The organism is Acidimicrobiales bacterium (genome assembly GCA_036399815.1).
Classification (GTDB): domain Bacteria; phylum Actinomycetota; class Acidimicrobiia; order Acidimicrobiales; family DASWMK01; genus DASWMK01.
Genome location: DASWMK010000185.1, coordinates 12,750 through 29,929 on the forward strand (window position 1 = coordinate 12,750; position 17,180 = coordinate 29,929).

Below are 17,180 nucleotides of genomic sequence, written 5' to 3' on the forward strand. Positions count from 1 at the left end.
CAGCGGTAGCGTGACGCCACGGGATCGGAGCGCTCCCGAACAGCTCACGTTCGACGCGCTCCTCGAAGACTCCCCGACCGGGAGGCGAGCGCACGATGCACGGCTACGCGGCGACCGTCCGGGACCACCTCGCCCGGAAGGACCCGGTGCGGCTGGCTTCGATCCCGGAGCCCGACCGGTACTTCGAGGATCTGGCGCAGCGGATTGCGGACGAGGTGACCGACCTGGCGGAGGCGTACTACCGGGCCGAGACGAGCGCTGGCGAACCGGACGACCTCACGGAGAGGGTGGGTCTGCGCTCGATGGCGCAGCTCCGAGCCGAGGAGGCGGTCCTGCCGGAATACCTGGCGGAGCACGGGGGGATCGACTAGGGGAGTCGCCGGCCGTCGAGCGCCCTCGGCCACGGTGGCGCCCGAGCGACCAGAGCGACCTCGCCCCGCCCGGCGGCGCAGCCAAGATCAGGGCCAACCTCGCCGCCGTGCGGGTCCTGCTCGACGTCGAGCGCACGGGCCGGGAGCCGACTGCCGGCGAGATGGCTGTGCTCGGGCGGTGGGCCGGGTGGGGAGCCGTCCCCGCCGTGTTCGACGAAGCAAGTGGAGAGTGGGCCGCCGAGCGGAACGAGCTCCGCTCCCTGCTCGACGACCGGGAGTGGGCCGCGGCCCGCCGGTCGACCATCAACGCCCACTACACGTCGGCGGACGTCTGCAAGGCCATGTGGAAGGTTGCCACCGGCCTCGGGTTCACCGGCGGCCGGGTGCTCGAACCGGGCTGTGGCAGTGGGAACCTCCTCGCGTTCGTACCGGACGACGTGCGGATCGACGCGGTCGGCGTCGAGCTGGAGCCGGTCAGCGCTCGGATCGCTCGACTGCTGCACCCGGAGGCGACCATCCTGTGCGAGCCGTTCGAACGGACCCGTGTCGACGACCTCGTCGACCTCGTCATCGCCAACGTCCCGTTCGGGCGGGCCGTCCTGCACGACCCCGTCCACAATCGCGGCCGGCACAGCATCCACAACCACTTCCTCGTCAAGTCGACGCGCTTCACGCGACCCGGAGGGCTCGTCGTCGCGCTGACCTCCCGCTACACGCTGGACGCGGTGGGCGGCGGGCATCGCCGAGAGCTCGCGGGTCTGGCCGACCTCGTCGGCGCCGTCCGGTTCCCGGCGGGAACGTTCGCGGCGTCGTCGGGCACCGACGTCGTGATCGACCTCCTGGTCCTGCGCCGCCGGCGTGACGGCGCCGCTCCGGCGCAGGGCCCGCCGTGGCAGCAGGCGGTCGAGATCGAGACCGCCGACGGGCCGGTCGTCCTGAACGAGTACATCGCCGCCCGCCCGGAGCTCGTCCTCGGGACGGTCGGTCTCGGCCGAGGCATGTACCGGGACCGCGAGCTGACGGTGCGAAGTGACGGTCGCGATGCGGCAGGGGCGCTTCGCGCGGCAGTCGCCACCGTCGTCGGCGACGGTCGTGCGACCAGGTCGACCTGGCTGCCGGAGGCCGACCCCGCCGGCGGCCGTTCGCGCGACGACCCCTTGGCGCACGTCGAGCCGTGGCACCGGGAAGGAAGCATCGTCCGCACCGAGTCGGGGTTCGCGCGGCTCGTCGGTCGCCGTGTCGAGCGGTACGCCCCCGCTCCGGCGTCCGACCGGCGGGAGCTCGCCGCCCTGTGCGACCTCCGGGACGCGCTGTTCGACCTCCTTGCGCGCCAGGCCACGGCGGCCGACGACGGCTACCTACCGGCGCTGCAACGCCTGAACGACCTCTACGACGCCTACGCCAGGCGCTGGGGGCCGCTCAACCGCTCGACGTTCGTCGCCTCAGGCCGCACCGGCGCCGAGACGGGGGAGGACCGAGGTCGTCGCGTCCGGCCCCGGATGGGCGGCTTCCGCACCGACCCCGGCTTCTCGGCGCTCCTCGCTCTCGAGGTCTACGACCGGGACACGGGCACGTCGGCGAAGGCGCCGCTGTTCGGCCGGCGGGTCGTGGGTCCGGCGGCCGAGCATGCGGACATCGCCAGTCCGGCCGACGCCCTGGCGGTGTGTCTCGACGAGCGGGGGGAGCCCGATCTCGGCAGGGTCGCAGAGCTCCTCGGCGTCGACGAGCGGACCGCCCGCGAACGGCTGGACGGCTCGGTCTGGGAGGACCCCTCGACGGGGCGCCTGGTGCCGGCGCCGACCTACCTCTCGGGCGACGTGCGGGCGAAGCTCGCCCAAGCGCGGGGCGCCCTCACCGGCGACGAGCGGTGGGCGGCCAACGTGGCCGCGCTCGAGGCGGTCGTGCCCGACGACCTCCCGCCCGACGTGATCGACACCCGGCCGGGTGCGCCCTGGATCGACGCGTCGGAGGTCGAGGCGTTCGCTGCGGAGGTCCTGGCCTCGCCGTCGACGATCGTCGAGCACGACGCGCTGACCGCGACATGGGAGCTCACGGCCGCGATCGGCACCCGCCGGACGGTCGCCCTCACGAGCGAGTGGGGCACCGGCAGGGCCGACGGCCTCACCCTCCTGGCTGCTGCGCTGAACCAGCGGCAGGCGACCGTCACCGACGAGGTGGACGGCCGGCGCGTCGGCAACGCCGAGGAGACGCTCGCGGCGCGCGCCAAGCAGGAGCAGCTATCCACTCGGTTCGCGGCATGGGTCTGGGAGGATCGCGACCGGGCCGCGGCGGTGGCCGCCCGCTACAACGAGCGGTTCAACCGCTGGGTGCCCCCGGCTTGGGACGGGTCGCACCTCACGCTGCCTGGGCTGGCCGTCGGCTTCCGGCCCCACCGCCACCAGCGTGACGCCGTGTGGAGGATCGTCTCGGAGCCGACGGTGCTCCTCGCCCACGCCGTCGGTGCAGGCAAGACGGCCACCATGGTCATGGCCGCGATGGAGCTCCGCCGGCTGCAGCTCGCCGCGAAGCCGGCCATCGTCGTCCCCAACCACATGCTCGACCAGGTCGCCCGCGAGTTCGGCCAGCTCTACCCCCAGGCTCAGGTCCTCCTCGCCGGGCGCGACGACACCACGCCCGCCGCCCGCCGCCACTTCGCCGCCAGATGCGCCACAGGCGACTGGGACGCCGTCGTCATCACGCACTCGGCGTTCGAACGGATCCCCGTGTCGCACGCGTTCCGGGCCGACTTCGTCCGGGCGAGGATCGCCGCGTTCCGGGAGGCGGCCGCGTCGTCTGCGTCCGGCAAGGGCCTGTCGGTGAAGCGACTCGAGACGCAGGCGCTCCGCCTCGAGCAGCGGCTGGAAGCCCTCCTCGACGAAAGGGCCAAAGACGACGGGGTGGCGTTCGAAGAGACGGGGATCGACTACCTCTTCGTCGACGAGGCCCACCTGTTCAAGAACCGCCAGTTCCCCACGCGGATCGAGGGTGTGAGCGGGGCGGGGAGCCGCAGGGCCGAAGACCTCGAGCTCAAGCTCGAGTTCCTCCGCTCCCGCGGCGGGCGGCGCATCGCCACGTTCGCCACCGCGACCCCGATCGCCAACAGCATCGCCGAGATGCACGTGATGCAGGCGTTCCTGGCGCCCGGGCAACTCGCCGCCTCGGGGGTGGAGCCGTTCGACGCCTGGGCCGCGGCCTTCGGCGAGACGGTCTCGTCGGTCGAGCTGTCTCCCGACGGCGCCAGCTACCGGATGACCACGCGGTTCGCGCGGTTCAGGAACGTCCCGGAGCTCGTCACGATGTACCGGTCGGTCGCCGACGTCGTCGGGCGGGAGGAACTGGGCGTGGATCTGCCACGCCTGGCCGGCGGCCGACCCGAGACCGTCGTCGTTCCCGCGACTGCCGGCCTGAAGCGGTACATCGGCGATCTCGCGGGCCGTGCCGAGGCGGTCCGGGCGTGCAAGGTCCCGCCATCCGAGGACAACATGCTGAAGATCACCGGGGACGGCCGACGCGCTGCGCTCGACCTCCGGCTCGTGGGGTTGCCGCCCGAGCACCCGTCGAAGGTCGGTGCTGCCGCGTCCCGCATCGCAGCGCTCTGGGGCGACACCTGCGACGCCGTGTACGACACGCCCGGACCAGCAGGCCGGCGGGGCGCCCTGCAGCTCGTGTTCTGCGACCTCGGCACGCCGAAGGCGGGCGAGTGGTCCGTGTACGAGGAGCTTCGCCGACGGCTCGTCCAGCTCGGCGTGCCTCGTGAGCAGGTCCGCTTCGTGCACGAGGCGCGGGACGACCGCGCCAAGGCGGAGTTGTTCGCCGCATGCCGCGACGGGAGGGTCGCGGTGCTCGTCGGGTCGACCGAGAAGATGGGTGTCGGGACGAACGTGCAGGCGCGGGCCGTCGCCCTCCATCACCTCGACTGCCCCTGGCGCCCAGCGGACCTCGAGCAGCGGGAGGGCCGGATCCTGCGACAGGGGAACCCGCACGACCAGGTCGAAGTCGTCCGTTACGCCACCGAGGAGAGCTTCGACGTCTTCGCTTGGCAAACCGTTGAACGGAAGGCACGGTTCATCGCCCAGATCCAGCACGGCACCACCGAACGGTCGGTCGACGACGTCGGCGACCAGGCGCTGTCGTACGCCGAGGTGAAGGCGTTGGCGACCGGCAACCCTCTGCTGGTCGAGAAGGCGGGGGTCGACGCAGAGGTCGTCCGGCTCGAGCGGCTTCGCCTGGCCCACGCCAGGGACGGGCAGCGTCTCACGCGGACCGTTGCCCAGGAGCGCGCCCGGTCCGAACGGGCGAGGGCGGCGGCGGAACGCGCCGGCGGGGCGCTGTCACGTCGAATCGACACGACAGGGAACCGCTTCGAGATGACGGTGGGAGGGGAGCGCTACACGTCGCGAGCCGAGGCTGGTGCCGCGATGGTGGACCGACTGCGAGCCCTCGTGCGCGAGGCCGCCGGCGAGTCGGTCGCCGTCGGCGACTTGGGTGGTCTCGCGGTGACCGTCGAGCCCCTCGGTTGGCAGTCGGCTCGGCTCTCGGTCGAGGGCTCGTCGTCGGACTTCTCGGTGACCGCCGACGACCTCCGCCTGGATGACCCGGTGCGTCTCGTCACCCGCCTCGAGCACCGCGTCCGCTCTCTCGGAGAGGAAGTCCTGCGCCACGAGACGACTGCCTCAGAGGCGGCCGCTGCCGCTGACGCAGCGGCGGAGCGGCTGGGCCGGCCGTTCGAGCACGAGGACCGCCTCCGCGACCTCCGGCGGCGGCAGCGTGATCTGGCCGACCGCCTGGAAGCGGCGGCGGGTAGCGCCGACGACCTCGGGGCTGTCCACCCGCTGGAGGGAGCGTTTCGACGCGTCGGCGCCTCGACGGAACGGCAGCTCGATGCCGGTCGCTGAGGAACGGAGACGAGTGAGGTCGAGAAGCTCCGGGGCGGTGGGGACGCAGTGAGACGATCGACGATTCCGTCCGCCGTCGAGCACCGGGGTCGAGGACAAGCGGGCGCCTTCGTTCGTACACTCGGTCGTCGTGGCCCCCGGCCGATCTCGCTCTCTGGGCCCCGACGCCCGACCGGTCGCCGTCCCCGACGACGTCGACGACCCGCGGCACCCGAAGGCCCAGGGACGGGTCACCCTGCCGGTCACCATCGACTGGAGCGGCGAGCAGCCCATCGTCTACGACCTCGCCGACCCGCTCGACCGCAACCGGGTGTACGAGCAGGTTCTACGTGAGGGGAACGAGGACGCCGTCCGCCGCTACATCGACGTCGACGTCCTTCTCGACCAGTGGGAGGAGCTCGTGCTGCCGGCGCGTGTGCGTCGGGCGTGGGCCGCGTGGTTCCGCCGCCACCGCGGCGTCGACCTCGCGTGCTGACCCCGCTCCAGCAACGCGTCGCCCACATCGTCGCCGACCTTCCCGACGCCGAGGACTTCGTCCTCGCCGGCGGCGGTGCGCTGATCGCTCGGGGCGACGTCGACCGTACGACCCGTGACCTCGACTACTTCGCTACCCGCCCAGAGCGGGTCCTCGAGCTGCTCCCGCACCTGGTGGCCGCCCTCGAAGAGGCGGGACTTACGGTCGAGACGAACCGAGCTGTGGACGGCTTCGTCCGGCTGGTCGTCACCGACGGCGTAGCCGCCACCGACGTCGACCTCGCCAGCGACTACCGCCTGCTGCCGCCGGAGCCCAGCCCAGCGGGACGGGCGCTCGCCGCCGAGGAGCTGGCCGTCGACAAGGTCCTCGCGATCTTCGACCGGGGCGAGGGCCGCGACTTCGCCGACCTCGCCGCCGTCGTCGACCGCTGGGTCTCGACCACCTGCTCCGACGCGCAAAGGAGAAGGACGGCGGCTTCTCCACCGCCTTCTTCGTCGAGGCACTTGACCGCGCAGTGCGGCTCCGGGACGAGGACTTCCGTGTGCCGCTCGAGCGTGTGTCGGGGATCCGCGCAGCGATCGCCGGGTGGCGGCTCCATCTGGCTTCGCTACCCCGGGAGCGTCGTTCGGGCATGGACGAACTCGGCCGCTAGATCTGGGTGCTGCGCCACGGCGCGGGTACACCGCGACGCGCCCGACTCGACGGACCTGGTCCTCCCCCTCCCGCGAGCGGACCCTCGGGGCGGGCGCACGCAAGCTGCGATCGTGTGTCGAGGAGCGGCGCGCGACGACGGCAGGAAAGGGGAGCGAGCGGTTGGGCGTGCTCGCTCGCCGCCTACTCGTCGAGCCGGCGGTCTCGGCCCCGCCTCTCAGTCGCCCTTCACGCGGCCAGTTCGCCGTGCCCAGCGCTCGACGTCGGGCCAGGCCCAGAGGAACCCGAGCGCCGTCCGAGCGATCGGCTTCGGGAACTCGGGGTGGCGGCGGCGCCAGTCGTGCACGACCGTCGGCCGCTTCACGCCGAGTCGCTGCGCGATCTCCGTCGCGCTGACGATGTCGTCCACGTCGACCTTCCGTCCCACGAGCGGCGTCGGCTAGCAGGGATTGGTGAGAGTCGTCGCCGCTGGTACGGGTGTCGGGATGATTAGCTCCGCTGCTCGGCTACCGCACACGACGGCCAGTCTTACTCGCACGCCGGGCCGGACGCGAAGATGCCCGCCCAGGCTGGCGAGGTGGTAGATCGCGGCCTGGACGGGCAGCTTCGGCGCAGAATGCGACTGCCCGCTCGCCGACACCCCAGGAGGTGCCGACGATGGGACAGGCTACGGCCCAGCTCGGCAACGGTGGGAACGACGACCCGGCCGAGCACGCACGACAGACCGCACTCGACCTCACCCTGCCGGGCTGGACCGTGGAGGTAGTTGGCCTACTTGCTCGACGGCGACGAACCCGCACTGGTCGCCTTGGAACGATTGCTCGACGCCGCGCCCTGGCTCTACAACAAGGGGCGCGACTGGCTCGACCGGTAGCGTGGCGGACGTGGGTACCAAGCACCACCCGACGCCTGAGGAACGCGACGAGCGCGTCAAGGTCGACCTGGACCCGGCGACGTTCGTGCAAGGTGTGCTTGCGGCCGGTCCTCAGGACGAGGACGAGCCGAAGGACGACGAGCGCGATGGCCTGTTCTTGCTGCGGTGAGGAACGGGAACGGCTGGCGGCGTTGCACTGCCGGGATGATGTGCAGGTCTGCCAGGTGTGCGTCGGGTGGCTCCGTTCGCAGCTCGGCGGGGTTGAGTCGACACCCATTCTCCCGGTCGGTGACTTCGACGCCGCCGTCGCCTTCTACGAGGCGGCGGGGTTCGACGTGCGGCTCTACGAGGGCGGCGGGTTCGCGTTCGTGAGCCTCCACGACGACGACGTTTTCAACCTCGACCTGGCCGAGAACTTCGACCCGTTGGCGAACCGTGCCGGTTGCTACCTGACCGTCGGCGACGTGCAGGAGTGGCACACCCGCCTCACTGCAGCCGACGCCACTGTCACAGCGATCGAGGCCATGCCGTGGGGGATGCGGGAGTTCACCCTCACCGACCCTGACGGCAACCACCTTCGCTTCGGCGTGTCGACCGCCGACTAGTTGTACTCGGCCATGACGTTGGTGACGGGTTGTTGACGTAGGCGAAGACCTCCGGTGCAGCGGAGATAGCCGTCTTCACCTCCCGGAGGTCTTCGTGGGTCACGGTAACGCCCGTTTGACGTTCCATGGTCGCTGTCTGTTGGTGCGGCGGGTTCGCGAGGAGCTGATGCCGGTCGCTCATGTAGCCAGGGCCATGGGGATCTCCCGCCAGTGCGCTTCTCGGTGGGTCGGCCGTTATGACGCCGAGGGTGAGGCGGGGCTGGTGGTCCGGTCGTGAACCGTACGTCTGCTCAGAATTCTTAGCAAGGGTTCCGCCGGGCGGGCGCTGCCACCTGCCTACCGTCGTCGGTGGTGGGCCGCCGACTCGACGTAGACAAGCTGGTCGGCTCGGCCGAGATCGCGCAACGGCTCGGCGTTAAGAACCCGGAGCAGGTTCACCAGTGGCGCACGCGTCACCCCGACTTCCCGCAGCCCGTCACCCGCCTGCGTATCGGGCTGATCTGGTACTGGCCCGAGGTCGAACGGTGGGCGAAAGCGACCGGGCGGCTCCGGTAGGTCAGCCGACCGGGGCGCGCACCGTGCGCCAGGCGTCCACCGTCAGCTTGAGGATCACCGCCGTTATGGCAAGCCCGATGATCGGGTCGGCCACCGACACCCCCGCCGCCGCGGCTGCTGCGGTGAGCACGACCCCGAGCGACACGTACCCGTCGGCCCGGGCGTGGGCGCCGTCGGCCACCAACGCCGGGCTGTCCAGGCGCCTCCCGGCCCGGAGCCGGATGCGGGCGGCGACCTCATTCCCCACGAACCCGACCACCCCGGCGGCGGCCAGCGCGCCGAGGTTGTCCAGGTCGCGGGGGTCGAGCAGGCGGACCACCGCCTCGTACCCGGCGACCACGGCCGACACGAAGATCACCGCCACCACGACCAGCCCGGCGGCCCGCTCGCCTCGGGCGCTGCGCAGCAGGAACGCCGCCCCCAACGGCAGCGCCGTCAACGCGTCGCCGCCGTTGTGCACCAGGTCGGCCAGAAGCGCCACCGACCCGGAGGCCACGAACACGACCGCTTGCAGCACCGCGGTAACCGCCAGCACCGCCAGGCTGCACGCCACGGCCCGCACACCGGCACGGGAGCGGACGATGGACGGGTCCACCCGGCCGTGAGCGTGGTCATGCCCGCTGCCCATCCGGGCACCGTACCGGCCGGGCGGCATGGGGTAGAACAGGCCACGATGTGGCGTAGCCGCAGCCGACCGACCGCCGGAACGCGCCGCCTACCAGCGGCAACGCGTTTCGCAGAAGTCTCCTAGGAGAGCGGAGCGGCGCAGGTGGTCGCTGCGTCTACTCTTGCGCAACACTGGTAGAATGCCAACGTCGCCTACGCGACCGGATTGTGCGCCCGCCGCTCGGGCCACCTCGGGTTCCGCCTGGATCGGAGGTCGCGCCAGTGCGACGAGTGCTCAGGTGGTGGTGGAGAAGTCGCGTCGTCCGAGCGGGACGGCTCGAGGTCGTGGACGGAGACGGTCGGCCACGCGTGGTCGTCGGGGTGCTCGGCGCCGCCGGAGACGGCGGCCAGGTCGTCGGTGCGGAGTTGTTCGACGGTGCCGGTCGGTCCCGGGCGAGCCTTGTGCTCGACGACGGCGGGGTCGCCTCGTTGTCGTTCGCGGCGTCAGGCAACGAAGCGCTCGTGCTCGGCGCACGAGAGTGCCAGGGCGCCGACGACGGGCCGTTCGTCGTGCTGTGCGACGCGGACGGCCGGGTCTCGACGTCGGTTCGCGTCGAGGGTGGAGGTCAGTTGGTCGTCGGCGGAGCGGCCGAGCCTCCTAGTCGATGAGCTGCACTGGGCGCGAAGGCGCCCGGCTGGCGCTCGCCCGCTGCGACGTCATCGCGAGCGCCTCGTCGAGCGTCTCGAGGCGACGCCGAATGGTGTCGTGGTTCGTGGCTTCGGCGCCGCGCGACGGCGTCGCATCGCGGATGTTCCCCGTGTCGCTCGCGAGCGTCCCGTGCCGCCTCGCTCGGTCGACGGCCATGTCGCCGAGCGTCTCCTCCCAGAGGGAGCGGAGCCAGGGAACCGACGGGCGGGGTGGCAAGACGGCGAGGATCTCGGCCGGCGGGTCGGCCACTGCTGCACGAGCGACGCCGTTCGCCTTCCGGGCCTCGGCGTGTGCGAGCCGTCGGGACGCCCGCTCGTCGGCGTGTCGCTCCGCGCGTCGTCGCTCCGCGGCCAGCGCGGCGAGTGACCGACCTCGGCCGAGCAAGGCGGCGTCCAGTGCGTCTCCCGCGATGGTGTGACCGGTGGGCTCGCCCGCCGGGGCGCCGACGCGCGCGAGCTCGTCGAGGAGAGGATGTTCCGGCGCCCTCGGTAGGTGCGCCGAGTCCCGACGGTCGTCGGGTCGAACGGCGACGACGTGGTTGTGCCCCTGCCCGCGCGTGATGTCGACGTACAGCTCCCTTGCCGTCATGCCGGGTCCGACGGCGCTCGTCGACGTCGGGAATGTCGCGCCCTGGGCGGCGTAGGACGTGACTGCGTACGCGTGGTCGAGCGAGCGGACGGGCCGGCGAGCGGCTGGCGTCGCAGGGTCGAAGAAGCGGCGCGGTAGCTCGACGCGGCCGAGGTCCTCGAAGTCGACCACCAACGTGTCGTATCCCGGCTTTGGTTGGGTGCGCACGTCAACAACGACGCCACGCGAGCCGTTGCGCACGTAAGCCTGCGGGTGGCCCGCAGGGTGGAGGTCGCGCGCCGGCTGGCCGGCGACGACCTCGTCGCCGGCGCAGAACTGTCGGCCGTCGCTCGTCTGCACTCCGGCTCGACTGACCTCGCCGGTGGCCTGCAGGACGCGGTGTGCGAGTTCGTTCAGGATGCGGCGGGTGCGGTGGCGGCGGTCCACCATCGGGTGGTGGTGCCCTCGGTTCCGCTGTACGAACCAGCGAAGCACCATCGCCGAGTACAGGCGACGAACGTCGGGCGCGACCTCGATACGCTCCTCGCGCTCCATCGTTCGGAAGGCGTCCCGGATGCGCCCCTGCCGCACTGCTCTCGCGACCTCGAGGTCGACCTGGTCCCCGAGGCGTCGGTTCGCCGTGAGCTCTGGTGTGCCGGCTCGGGCTGCCAGTGCTGCGAACGTGCCGCCCGCGGCGACGGCGCCGTGCTGGGCCGGATCGCCGACGAGGCGAACGGTCGCGCCGGTCTGAGCGGCGATAGTGACGAGGCGGCCCAGGTCGCGATCCCCGATCGTCGTCGCTTCGTCGACGACGAGCACCGTCCGCTGGTCGAGGACCAGTCGCGTCGGGTCGGTCGTCGCTGCGAGGTACCAGGCGAGCGTCTCGGTCGGGACGCCCGTCGCCCGGCCCAGGCGTCTGGCTGCGTCGCCCTTGACGGCAGCGCCGAGGACGCGCAGCCCGGCCGAGGACCATACGTCGACCGCCGCCGACAGCGCGTAGGTCTTGCCCGTTCCCGGGTGGCCGATCGCGCACGAGAACTGGTGGTCGTCGCACACGAGTTCCGTCACCCACTCGCGCTGGTCGCTCGAGAGGTCTTGCCGCACGGCGAGGGCCTCCTCCACTTGGTCCCGCCCGAACCGGCGTCCGCCGTTCGACACGCGGTCGAAGGCGGCGTGGATGCTCGCCTGGACGGCGAGAAGGTCGACCGTGGTGAAGACCTCGTCGTCGGTGGGAGCGGCCGGATCCGACAGAAGAACGGTGTGGTCGGACGCCAGGAATCGGTCCGCCCATCGCTCCACCTCGGCGGCAGGCATCACGACGAGCTGCTCGCCGTCCGCTCCGTCGACGGACCAGTCGGCGATGGCGCGGATGACGTCGCCGCGACGGAACAAACCCTGTTCGGCCGTGACGCCGTCGGGGCCAGCCAGATAGGCGAAGAGGAGGTCTGCGATCCGGGTTGGCCGAGATCGTCGCTCGCCACCCCGTCCGAAGCACGCCTGCAGGGCGGCTCGGTCGAATCCTGTCGCCGTGGCGCGCTTCCACCATCCTTCCGTGAGTGCGGCGCGGGTCGTCGGCGTCTTCGCCGCTCGCGTCGTCTTCACGACGACGTCGATCTCGGTACCGGTGAGCGACCGGCCGAGCTGCTCCTCTAGGTCTGCCACGGCCTCGTCGATCTCGTTGCGACGCGTGGAGAACTCGGCGACGGTGGCCTCGGGGACGCCCTGGACCTCCCACGTCCCGTTCTTCGACCGCTGCCAGCGGACGCCGACGTCCCTCGACACTCGCCACCGCATCTCGGCAGTCGCGAGGGCGGCGGCAGCGGCCGCTTCTCGATACAGCCAGCGAGCGTCGAGCGCCTTGCCGACGCCATCCCGGTCGGTGACGGCGTTGGCGACCACGTTGTGCCGGTGGGGGGATGGGTCGAGTGCTCGGCTGGTGCCGTGGAGGAACGACGCAACGACCAGGCCCTCGGTGCCGACACGTTCCCCTCGGTGCCGGGCGAATGCAGCCTTGCGCTCGATGTAGTCCAGCGCCGTCGTGTTCGCAGCGTCGAGGGCAGCGAGCATCTTCTCGGCCTGCGCTCCCTCGGACAGCATCGTGACGATGGCGACCGACTTCTCAGTCGAGAGCGTGAGGTCGAAGCCGATCCGGGCCGTCGCACGCCGGCGGCGCCGCGCGAAGTCCGCGAGCGCCGCCCTCGTGACGCGGAGGCGACCGCTGCCACCAGTGCCTCTTGTGCACTCGAGCCACGCCCTGGCGTACGTCGCTCCACCGTCCTCCGTCGCCCCGATCTGCTCGTGCTCGCGAAGCCACGTACGGCAGCACCGGCGGAGGTAGCTCCGGTCGACCCCCAGCAGTCGAGCGGCTGCCGCGAGCCCGAGCTCGTCGCTCGGCGGACCGCTGGCTGCGACGGCGTCTGCGGACGGGCCGTCCTCGAGGAGCGCCTGGAAGCGCAGGATCTCGCTCGCGCGCACGCGCCTGCCCCCTCGACCGGGACACGCCTCGGTCGGTTCCGCTCGGAGCCACGTGGGTCTCGCTGGCGGGTCGGACACGAGCTCGTCGCCGGCGGCGACGAGCTCGGCGACTTGGCGCGCCGAACGCCCGACCAGGCGCGCGACGTCGTTGAGCGCGTACAGCGGCTCGCCGTCCTCGGCGATCGCCGCAGCCGTGCCGACCGCCAGCGACGTTCGGTCGGCACTGCCCGACGCGCCCAGCAGGCGAGCCCCGGTGTGCGGGTCGCGCCCCGACAGGACGCGCGCGAAGTCGAGAGGCTCCACGTGCCCGTCGAGGCCCAGGCGCCGAGCGCCATGACCCACCCACCGGCCGGGTCCCTCCATCGAGTCGGCGTAGTACGCCGTCATGTCTCCCTGTCCCGGCGGACCGAGGAGTTGCCGGGCGGTCGTCGGCGATCCCTGCAGGTACGCGACGGCGGCCGCCGCCGCACTGGCCGGTCCTCCGGTGTTCGAACCGAGCGGGGTGACGGTGAGCCTCACCGCGCGCGAGCCCGGCGCGCAGGTCCCCCGGAGGGGGACCTGCAAAGGTGTATCGGCGGGATCGGGCCGCCTCGCACGGCGGCCGAGGCGTGTTCCCACAGTCCGGCGCGCGACGCGAGCTGCCCATGCCACAAGGCCCGGCCGGCCACGGCGGCGGCCGGTTGGCGCGGGCGTGCCGACCCGGCGGCCCGCCGGCGGCGCAAGGGATGGCGGCGAGCTTCGGCGGCCGTCACCGGACGCGAGGCTGGCGCGAGGCGCCGCCGCCGGGGAGGGCCCGCAGCCGGTGGGCGCGAGGGTCGAGGGGTGCGGGGCTGCCAGGACTGGTGTCCGATGGTCCGCTGTCGACGCCGGCTCGCTCGCTTACCGGCGGCCGGTCACCCAGGTGGCGGAGGTGACGTCGGAGGAGGGCGTGGTGTTCGTCGACGACGGTGGCGGGGAGGCGGTCGAGGAGCTGGCGGGGGAGGGCGGGCACGGCGGTTCGGAGGTGGAACCGGTCGGTGTGGGGGTCCCAGCGGGCGAACCCGAACCGCTCGAGACGCTCGAGGGAGCGGACGATGGGTGACCACTTGCCGCCGGTGCCGCGCGCGCCGACGCCGAGCTGGGCGGCGAGGTCGGCGACGTCGATGTCGACGCCGTCGGGATGGCGCCCGAGGAGGAGGTCGAGGCGTCGGGCGGCGAGAACGGCCGTCGGCCCGAGGACCGGTGTCCAGGCGACTTCTACGTAAGGGTGCTGGAGGCCGAACCCGTGGTGGAGGGCGGGGTCGATCCAGGCGACGACCCGCAGCGGGCGGGCCGGGGGGTGGGGCGGGCCGGGTGGCAGAGGCACGGCAGCTCTCCGGACGGGACAGGGCCCGCCTTTGGCGTTGGCCGGGCCGTTGACCCCACAAGCCGGGTGCCTCGTCCAGGTCGACCTCGCCGTGTCCGGATAGACGGCGACAACGGCTTGGCGTCGGCGGAGCGACGGTTCGTCGGGGGAGTGGTCATGCGTGTACAGGCGTGGTCGGGGCGCAGTGGGCGTGGCGCCGGACGGTCACCGGTCGTAAGAGGGAGCGGGGCGGGCGTACCTCCTTCAGAGTCTTTGGCTGCTCGGCTAACGGGGCTCGGCGACTGCGCGACATCGGGAGCAACCAGGGATGCCAGCCTGGTCGAGCCGTCGACAGCTCAGCCGACGACGCCCCAGCCGGCCCGCCAGGTTCCCCCCAGCTGGGCCGTGAGCGGAGACCTTCGGGCCGCACTCGACGCGTTGAGCCGTTCTCGCCGGCGGGCCGACCCGCCCAGGCGGCCACTTACGCGCTGGTCGTGATCGCCCTTGCGACGACGCCCGGGCGGCCACTCTGGACGGCGGTGTAGTGCGTGGCCGGCCACCGGTTCCCGGCCAAGGTCATTCTCCGACGTGACGAGGCCATCGAGCTGTTGGGCGCGCTTACCGACGCCACCGAGGTGGTCAGTTCCACCGAGATGATCGGCCTCGCGCTCGAGCTCCAGCGGCAGGTGGAGCGGCTCACCGACCGTCTGGCCGGACACTGGCCCGAGACCGGCCACGGCCGAGAGCGCTGACGGCGGCAAGCGGGAGCAGGATCCTTCCGCCCTCCACTACCGCGTCGAGCTCGCCGGCGTCGACCAGTCGCAGTATCTCGGTCGTTCGCATCCCAAGACGACGGCCAGCCTCCCCGACCGTGAACATGCCTGCCGGCGTGCCCGACGAGCGGGCCCGCAGCTTCGCCACGGCGCCCGGCGACACGCCCAACTCCCGGGCCACATCCGCCTGGGTCGCGCCCCGGGCGAGCAGCTCGTCGACAGCGTCCGCTCGAATGGCCGCCAACGCAGCCAGCGCGCGGCGATGACCCTCCATCTGGACGGCGGCGGTGCGAATGCGGGCCACCGGCTCGAGGCGCTGCAGCCGCTGCACCTCCCGCCGACCGAGTGAGGGTTCCTCGCCCTTCTGGTTCTCGGCCATGCGACGATGATACACACCCCAGGGTAAATACCGACACCCCGGGCGTGCGAGAAGCCGCCCGGGCGAGGACTGGTTGTACCAGCATCCCGCTGCAGGAGCTCTGGAGGCGATACGACGGCCTCCTCCCCGACCGTGGGGTGCGGTCGGTTCGCCCTCCTCACGGCCGGCCGTTCCCGCTCCTGGTGCGGCCTCCACAGCCGCACCACCGCCCTGGATGCTTGCGTCACGTGACAAGCGGCGTCCTCGAGGTACGGAGGGCGTAGACGAACCCGACTGCGGCGAACACGGCGAGAAGGCGCGCACCGACGAAGCTGATAGTCCATCATGACCGGGCTTCCTGGTTGAGTTGCCAGAAGCGGAAGGTGGTGAGGAGCAGCCCGCGGAGGGTTCCCCCGGGAAGGCGGCCTGCACCCTGGCCGGCCAGCTCCTCGTCTCGGGGCTCTCGACTCCTCGCTGAGCTCGCTGTACGTCATCCCGCCGGCGATCTGGCGGAGGTGGAGGGCGATGAAGTCGTTGGCGTAGCTCTCCACCTCGGCGCCAGTGTCGACCTGGTCGCCGGCGTGGGCGACGACGTCCGGCGACCGGGTGGAGCCCTTAGTCGCTGCGCGTGACAGCCTGGAACGGAACGGCGATGTGGTGAGTGGCCGCGGTCAGAGCCGCCTGGTCGGCGGGGGGCAGGCCGAGCGACTGGGCGTAGCCGGGGGGGTTGCGGACGAGGGTGCCGACGAAGTCCAGGCGTTGGCCGGGCGAGATGTCGACGGGGGACTCGCCAGTGCCCTCCAGGGCGACCCAGATCCGCCGGTCGGGGCCGGAGCCGACCCAGAACCCCTCGTCGGCGGGGACGCCGAGGACCTGCACGCCCGACGCTTCGACCCGGTGACCGGCGAACGCCTCCAGCTCGTCGGGGGCGAGGTCGAGGAGCGTGCGGTCGCCCACGGTGAGGGCGACCGTGACGGCGGTCGTCGTGGTCGTCGCCTGGGACGGCTCGGTCGGCCCAGGATCGGCCGGTTCGGCGGACGTGGCGGCGGTGACCGGGGCAGGGGGCGGCGTCTCGGGTTGTCGGGCGGCGACGACGGCGGCGGTGACGGCGACGGCCGCGACCGTCGCTCCAGCCGCGGTGGCCGCCGGGTGCGCTCTGGCCTTGTCGACGAGGCGGCGGCCGCCGTTGACAGCGACGGCGAACGGGAGGAGGGCGGTCAGGGCTCGGCGGCGTTCGGCGAGGGGCGGGGCGAGCGACGCGCACGTCGGGCACGACAGGAGATGGTCGCCGGCGGCGAGGGTCCGCTGCCGGCGACGGTCGCCGGCCGAGATAGCGACCAGCACCGGCCGGCAGGCGTCGCCGGGCAGGTCCACCCGCCGTAGGGCGATGAGGTACTCGACCCGGAGACGAGCCCGGGCCCGGGCCAGTCGCGCCGCCTCCGCCCCGGGCGTGGTCGCCGTCGCCGTGGCCAGGGCGTCGAGCGGGGCGCCGTGGACCTCGTGGGCGACGAGCGCGGCGCGGTCGGCTGGTGGGAGGCGATCGAGGGCGTCCTCCACGGCGTTGCGCTCCTCGGCGTCGAGAACGAGGTCCTCTGGCTCGGCCGGCGGGAGGCGGTCGAGCATGCGGGGGAGGTGGCGCTCGAGTCGGTCGCGGCGCCTGGCGGCCTCGATCACAACCGTCCGGGCGACGGTCGCCGCGTACGGGGCGAGGGCACCGCCGTTGAGGCGCTCGCGGGCCGACGCCAGGCGGACGAAGGCCTCCTGGACGAGGTCGTCGACCGCCGCGTCGTCGCGTACCCGGCGGCGGACGATGCCCCTGACGAGGGGCTCGAGCGCCTCGACCTCGCGGTCGGTGAGCTGGCGCGTCATGGCGCGCCCTCTGGCGCGTTCCTCTTCGTGACAGGCGACGACGGCTTCACCGCACGGTGTCCGGCCGTCAATT

Annotated in this window: 13 protein-coding genes and 1 pseudogene; 8 read left to right on the forward strand and 6 right to left on the reverse strand. The window is 72.5% G+C overall.

Features of this window, described 5'->3' with window-relative positions:
* Positions 1–10: 10 nt before the first annotated feature.
* Complete coding sequence (locus VGB14_13835; GenBank protein HEX9994005.1) at positions 11–5,266, forward strand: DEAD/DEAH box helicase family protein; 5,256 nt, start codon at positions 11–13, stop codon at positions 5,264–5,266.
* A gap of 130 nt (positions 5,267–5,396) precedes the next feature.
* Positions 5,397–5,741, forward strand: coding sequence for a hypothetical protein (locus VGB14_13840; GenBank protein HEX9994006.1), 345 nt, complete (start codon positions 5,397–5,399; stop codon positions 5,739–5,741).
* Positions 5,742–6,609: 868 nt separating this feature from the next.
* Here VGB14_13840 and VGB14_13845 read toward each other — a convergent pair.
* Positions 6,610–6,819 carry a hypothetical protein gene (locus VGB14_13845; GenBank protein HEX9994007.1) on the reverse strand — a complete coding sequence of 70 codons (210 nt, stop codon included), beginning with the start codon at positions 6,817–6,819 and terminating at the stop codon, positions 6,610–6,612.
* Positions 6,820–7,276: 457 nt separating this feature from the next.
* Here VGB14_13845 and VGB14_13850 point away from each other — a divergent pair, with 457 nt between their 5' ends.
* The 4 genes and pseudogenes from VGB14_13850 (at position 7,277) to VGB14_13865 (ending at position 8,426) form a co-directional block, all read left to right on the forward strand.
* Positions 7,277–7,435, forward strand: a complete 159-nt coding sequence (locus tag VGB14_13850; GenBank protein HEX9994008.1) for a hypothetical protein — start codon at positions 7,277–7,279, stop codon at positions 7,433–7,435.
* A complete protein-coding gene (locus tag VGB14_13855) occupies positions 7,413–7,871 on the forward strand; it encodes a VOC family protein (protein ID HEX9994009.1) in 459 nt (152 codons plus the stop codon). Before VGB14_13850 ends, VGB14_13855 begins: the two co-directional genes overlap by 23 nt.
* A 94-nt stretch (positions 7,872–7,965) precedes the next feature.
* Positions 7,966–8,145, forward strand: a pseudogene (locus tag VGB14_13860) (leucine zipper domain-containing protein).
* Between the two features lie 77 nt (positions 8,146–8,222).
* Positions 8,223–8,426 (forward strand): hypothetical protein, encoded by a 204-nt coding sequence (locus VGB14_13865; protein HEX9994010.1) that lies wholly within the window; start codon positions 8,223–8,225, stop codon positions 8,424–8,426.
* A gap of 1 nt (position 8,427) precedes the next feature.
* Here the strand turns inward: VGB14_13865 and VGB14_13870 are convergent, their stop codons facing one another.
* Positions 8,428–9,081: a cation diffusion facilitator family transporter gene (locus tag VGB14_13870; GenBank protein HEX9994011.1), complete on the reverse strand. Its 654-nt coding sequence runs from the start codon at positions 9,079–9,081 to the stop codon at positions 8,428–8,430.
* 320 nt (positions 9,082–9,401) lie between these two features.
* Here VGB14_13870 and VGB14_13875 point away from each other — a divergent pair, with 320 nt between their 5' ends.
* Entirely contained in the window at positions 9,402–9,701 is a 300-nt protein-coding gene (locus VGB14_13875; protein ID HEX9994012.1) for a hypothetical protein, read from the forward strand.
* Here the strand turns inward: VGB14_13875 and mobF are convergent.
* Together mobF and VGB14_13885 are read right to left on the reverse strand one after the other, a co-directional pair.
* Positions 9,691–13,302, reverse strand: a complete 3,612-nt coding sequence (gene mobF / locus VGB14_13880) for a MobF family relaxase (protein HEX9994013.1) — start codon at positions 13,300–13,302, stop codon at positions 9,691–9,693. The genes VGB14_13875 and mobF overlap by 11 nt on opposite strands.
* A 229-nt stretch (positions 13,303–13,531) precedes the next feature.
* On the reverse strand, positions 13,532–14,128 hold the full coding sequence (locus VGB14_13885) for a hypothetical protein (GenBank protein HEX9994014.1): 597 nt from the start codon (positions 14,126–14,128) through the stop codon (positions 13,532–13,534).
* Positions 14,129–14,655: 527 nt separating this feature from the next.
* Here VGB14_13885 and VGB14_13890 point away from each other — a divergent pair.
* A complete protein-coding gene (locus tag VGB14_13890; protein HEX9994015.1) occupies positions 14,656–14,859 on the forward strand; it encodes a hypothetical protein in 204 nt (67 codons plus the stop codon).
* Here VGB14_13890 and VGB14_13895 read toward each other — a convergent pair.
* Together VGB14_13895 and VGB14_13900 are read right to left on the reverse strand one after the other, a co-directional pair.
* Complete coding sequence (locus VGB14_13895) at positions 14,804–15,259, reverse strand: hypothetical protein (GenBank protein ID HEX9994016.1); 456 nt, start codon at positions 15,257–15,259, stop codon at positions 14,804–14,806. The two genes, VGB14_13890 and VGB14_13895, sit on opposite strands and share 56 nt — an antisense overlap.
* Positions 15,260–15,853: 594 nt before the next feature.
* A complete protein-coding gene (locus VGB14_13900; GenBank protein HEX9994017.1) occupies positions 15,854–17,107 on the reverse strand; it encodes a sigma-70 family RNA polymerase sigma factor in 1,254 nt (417 codons plus the stop codon).
* Positions 17,108–17,180: the final 73 nt, after the last annotated feature.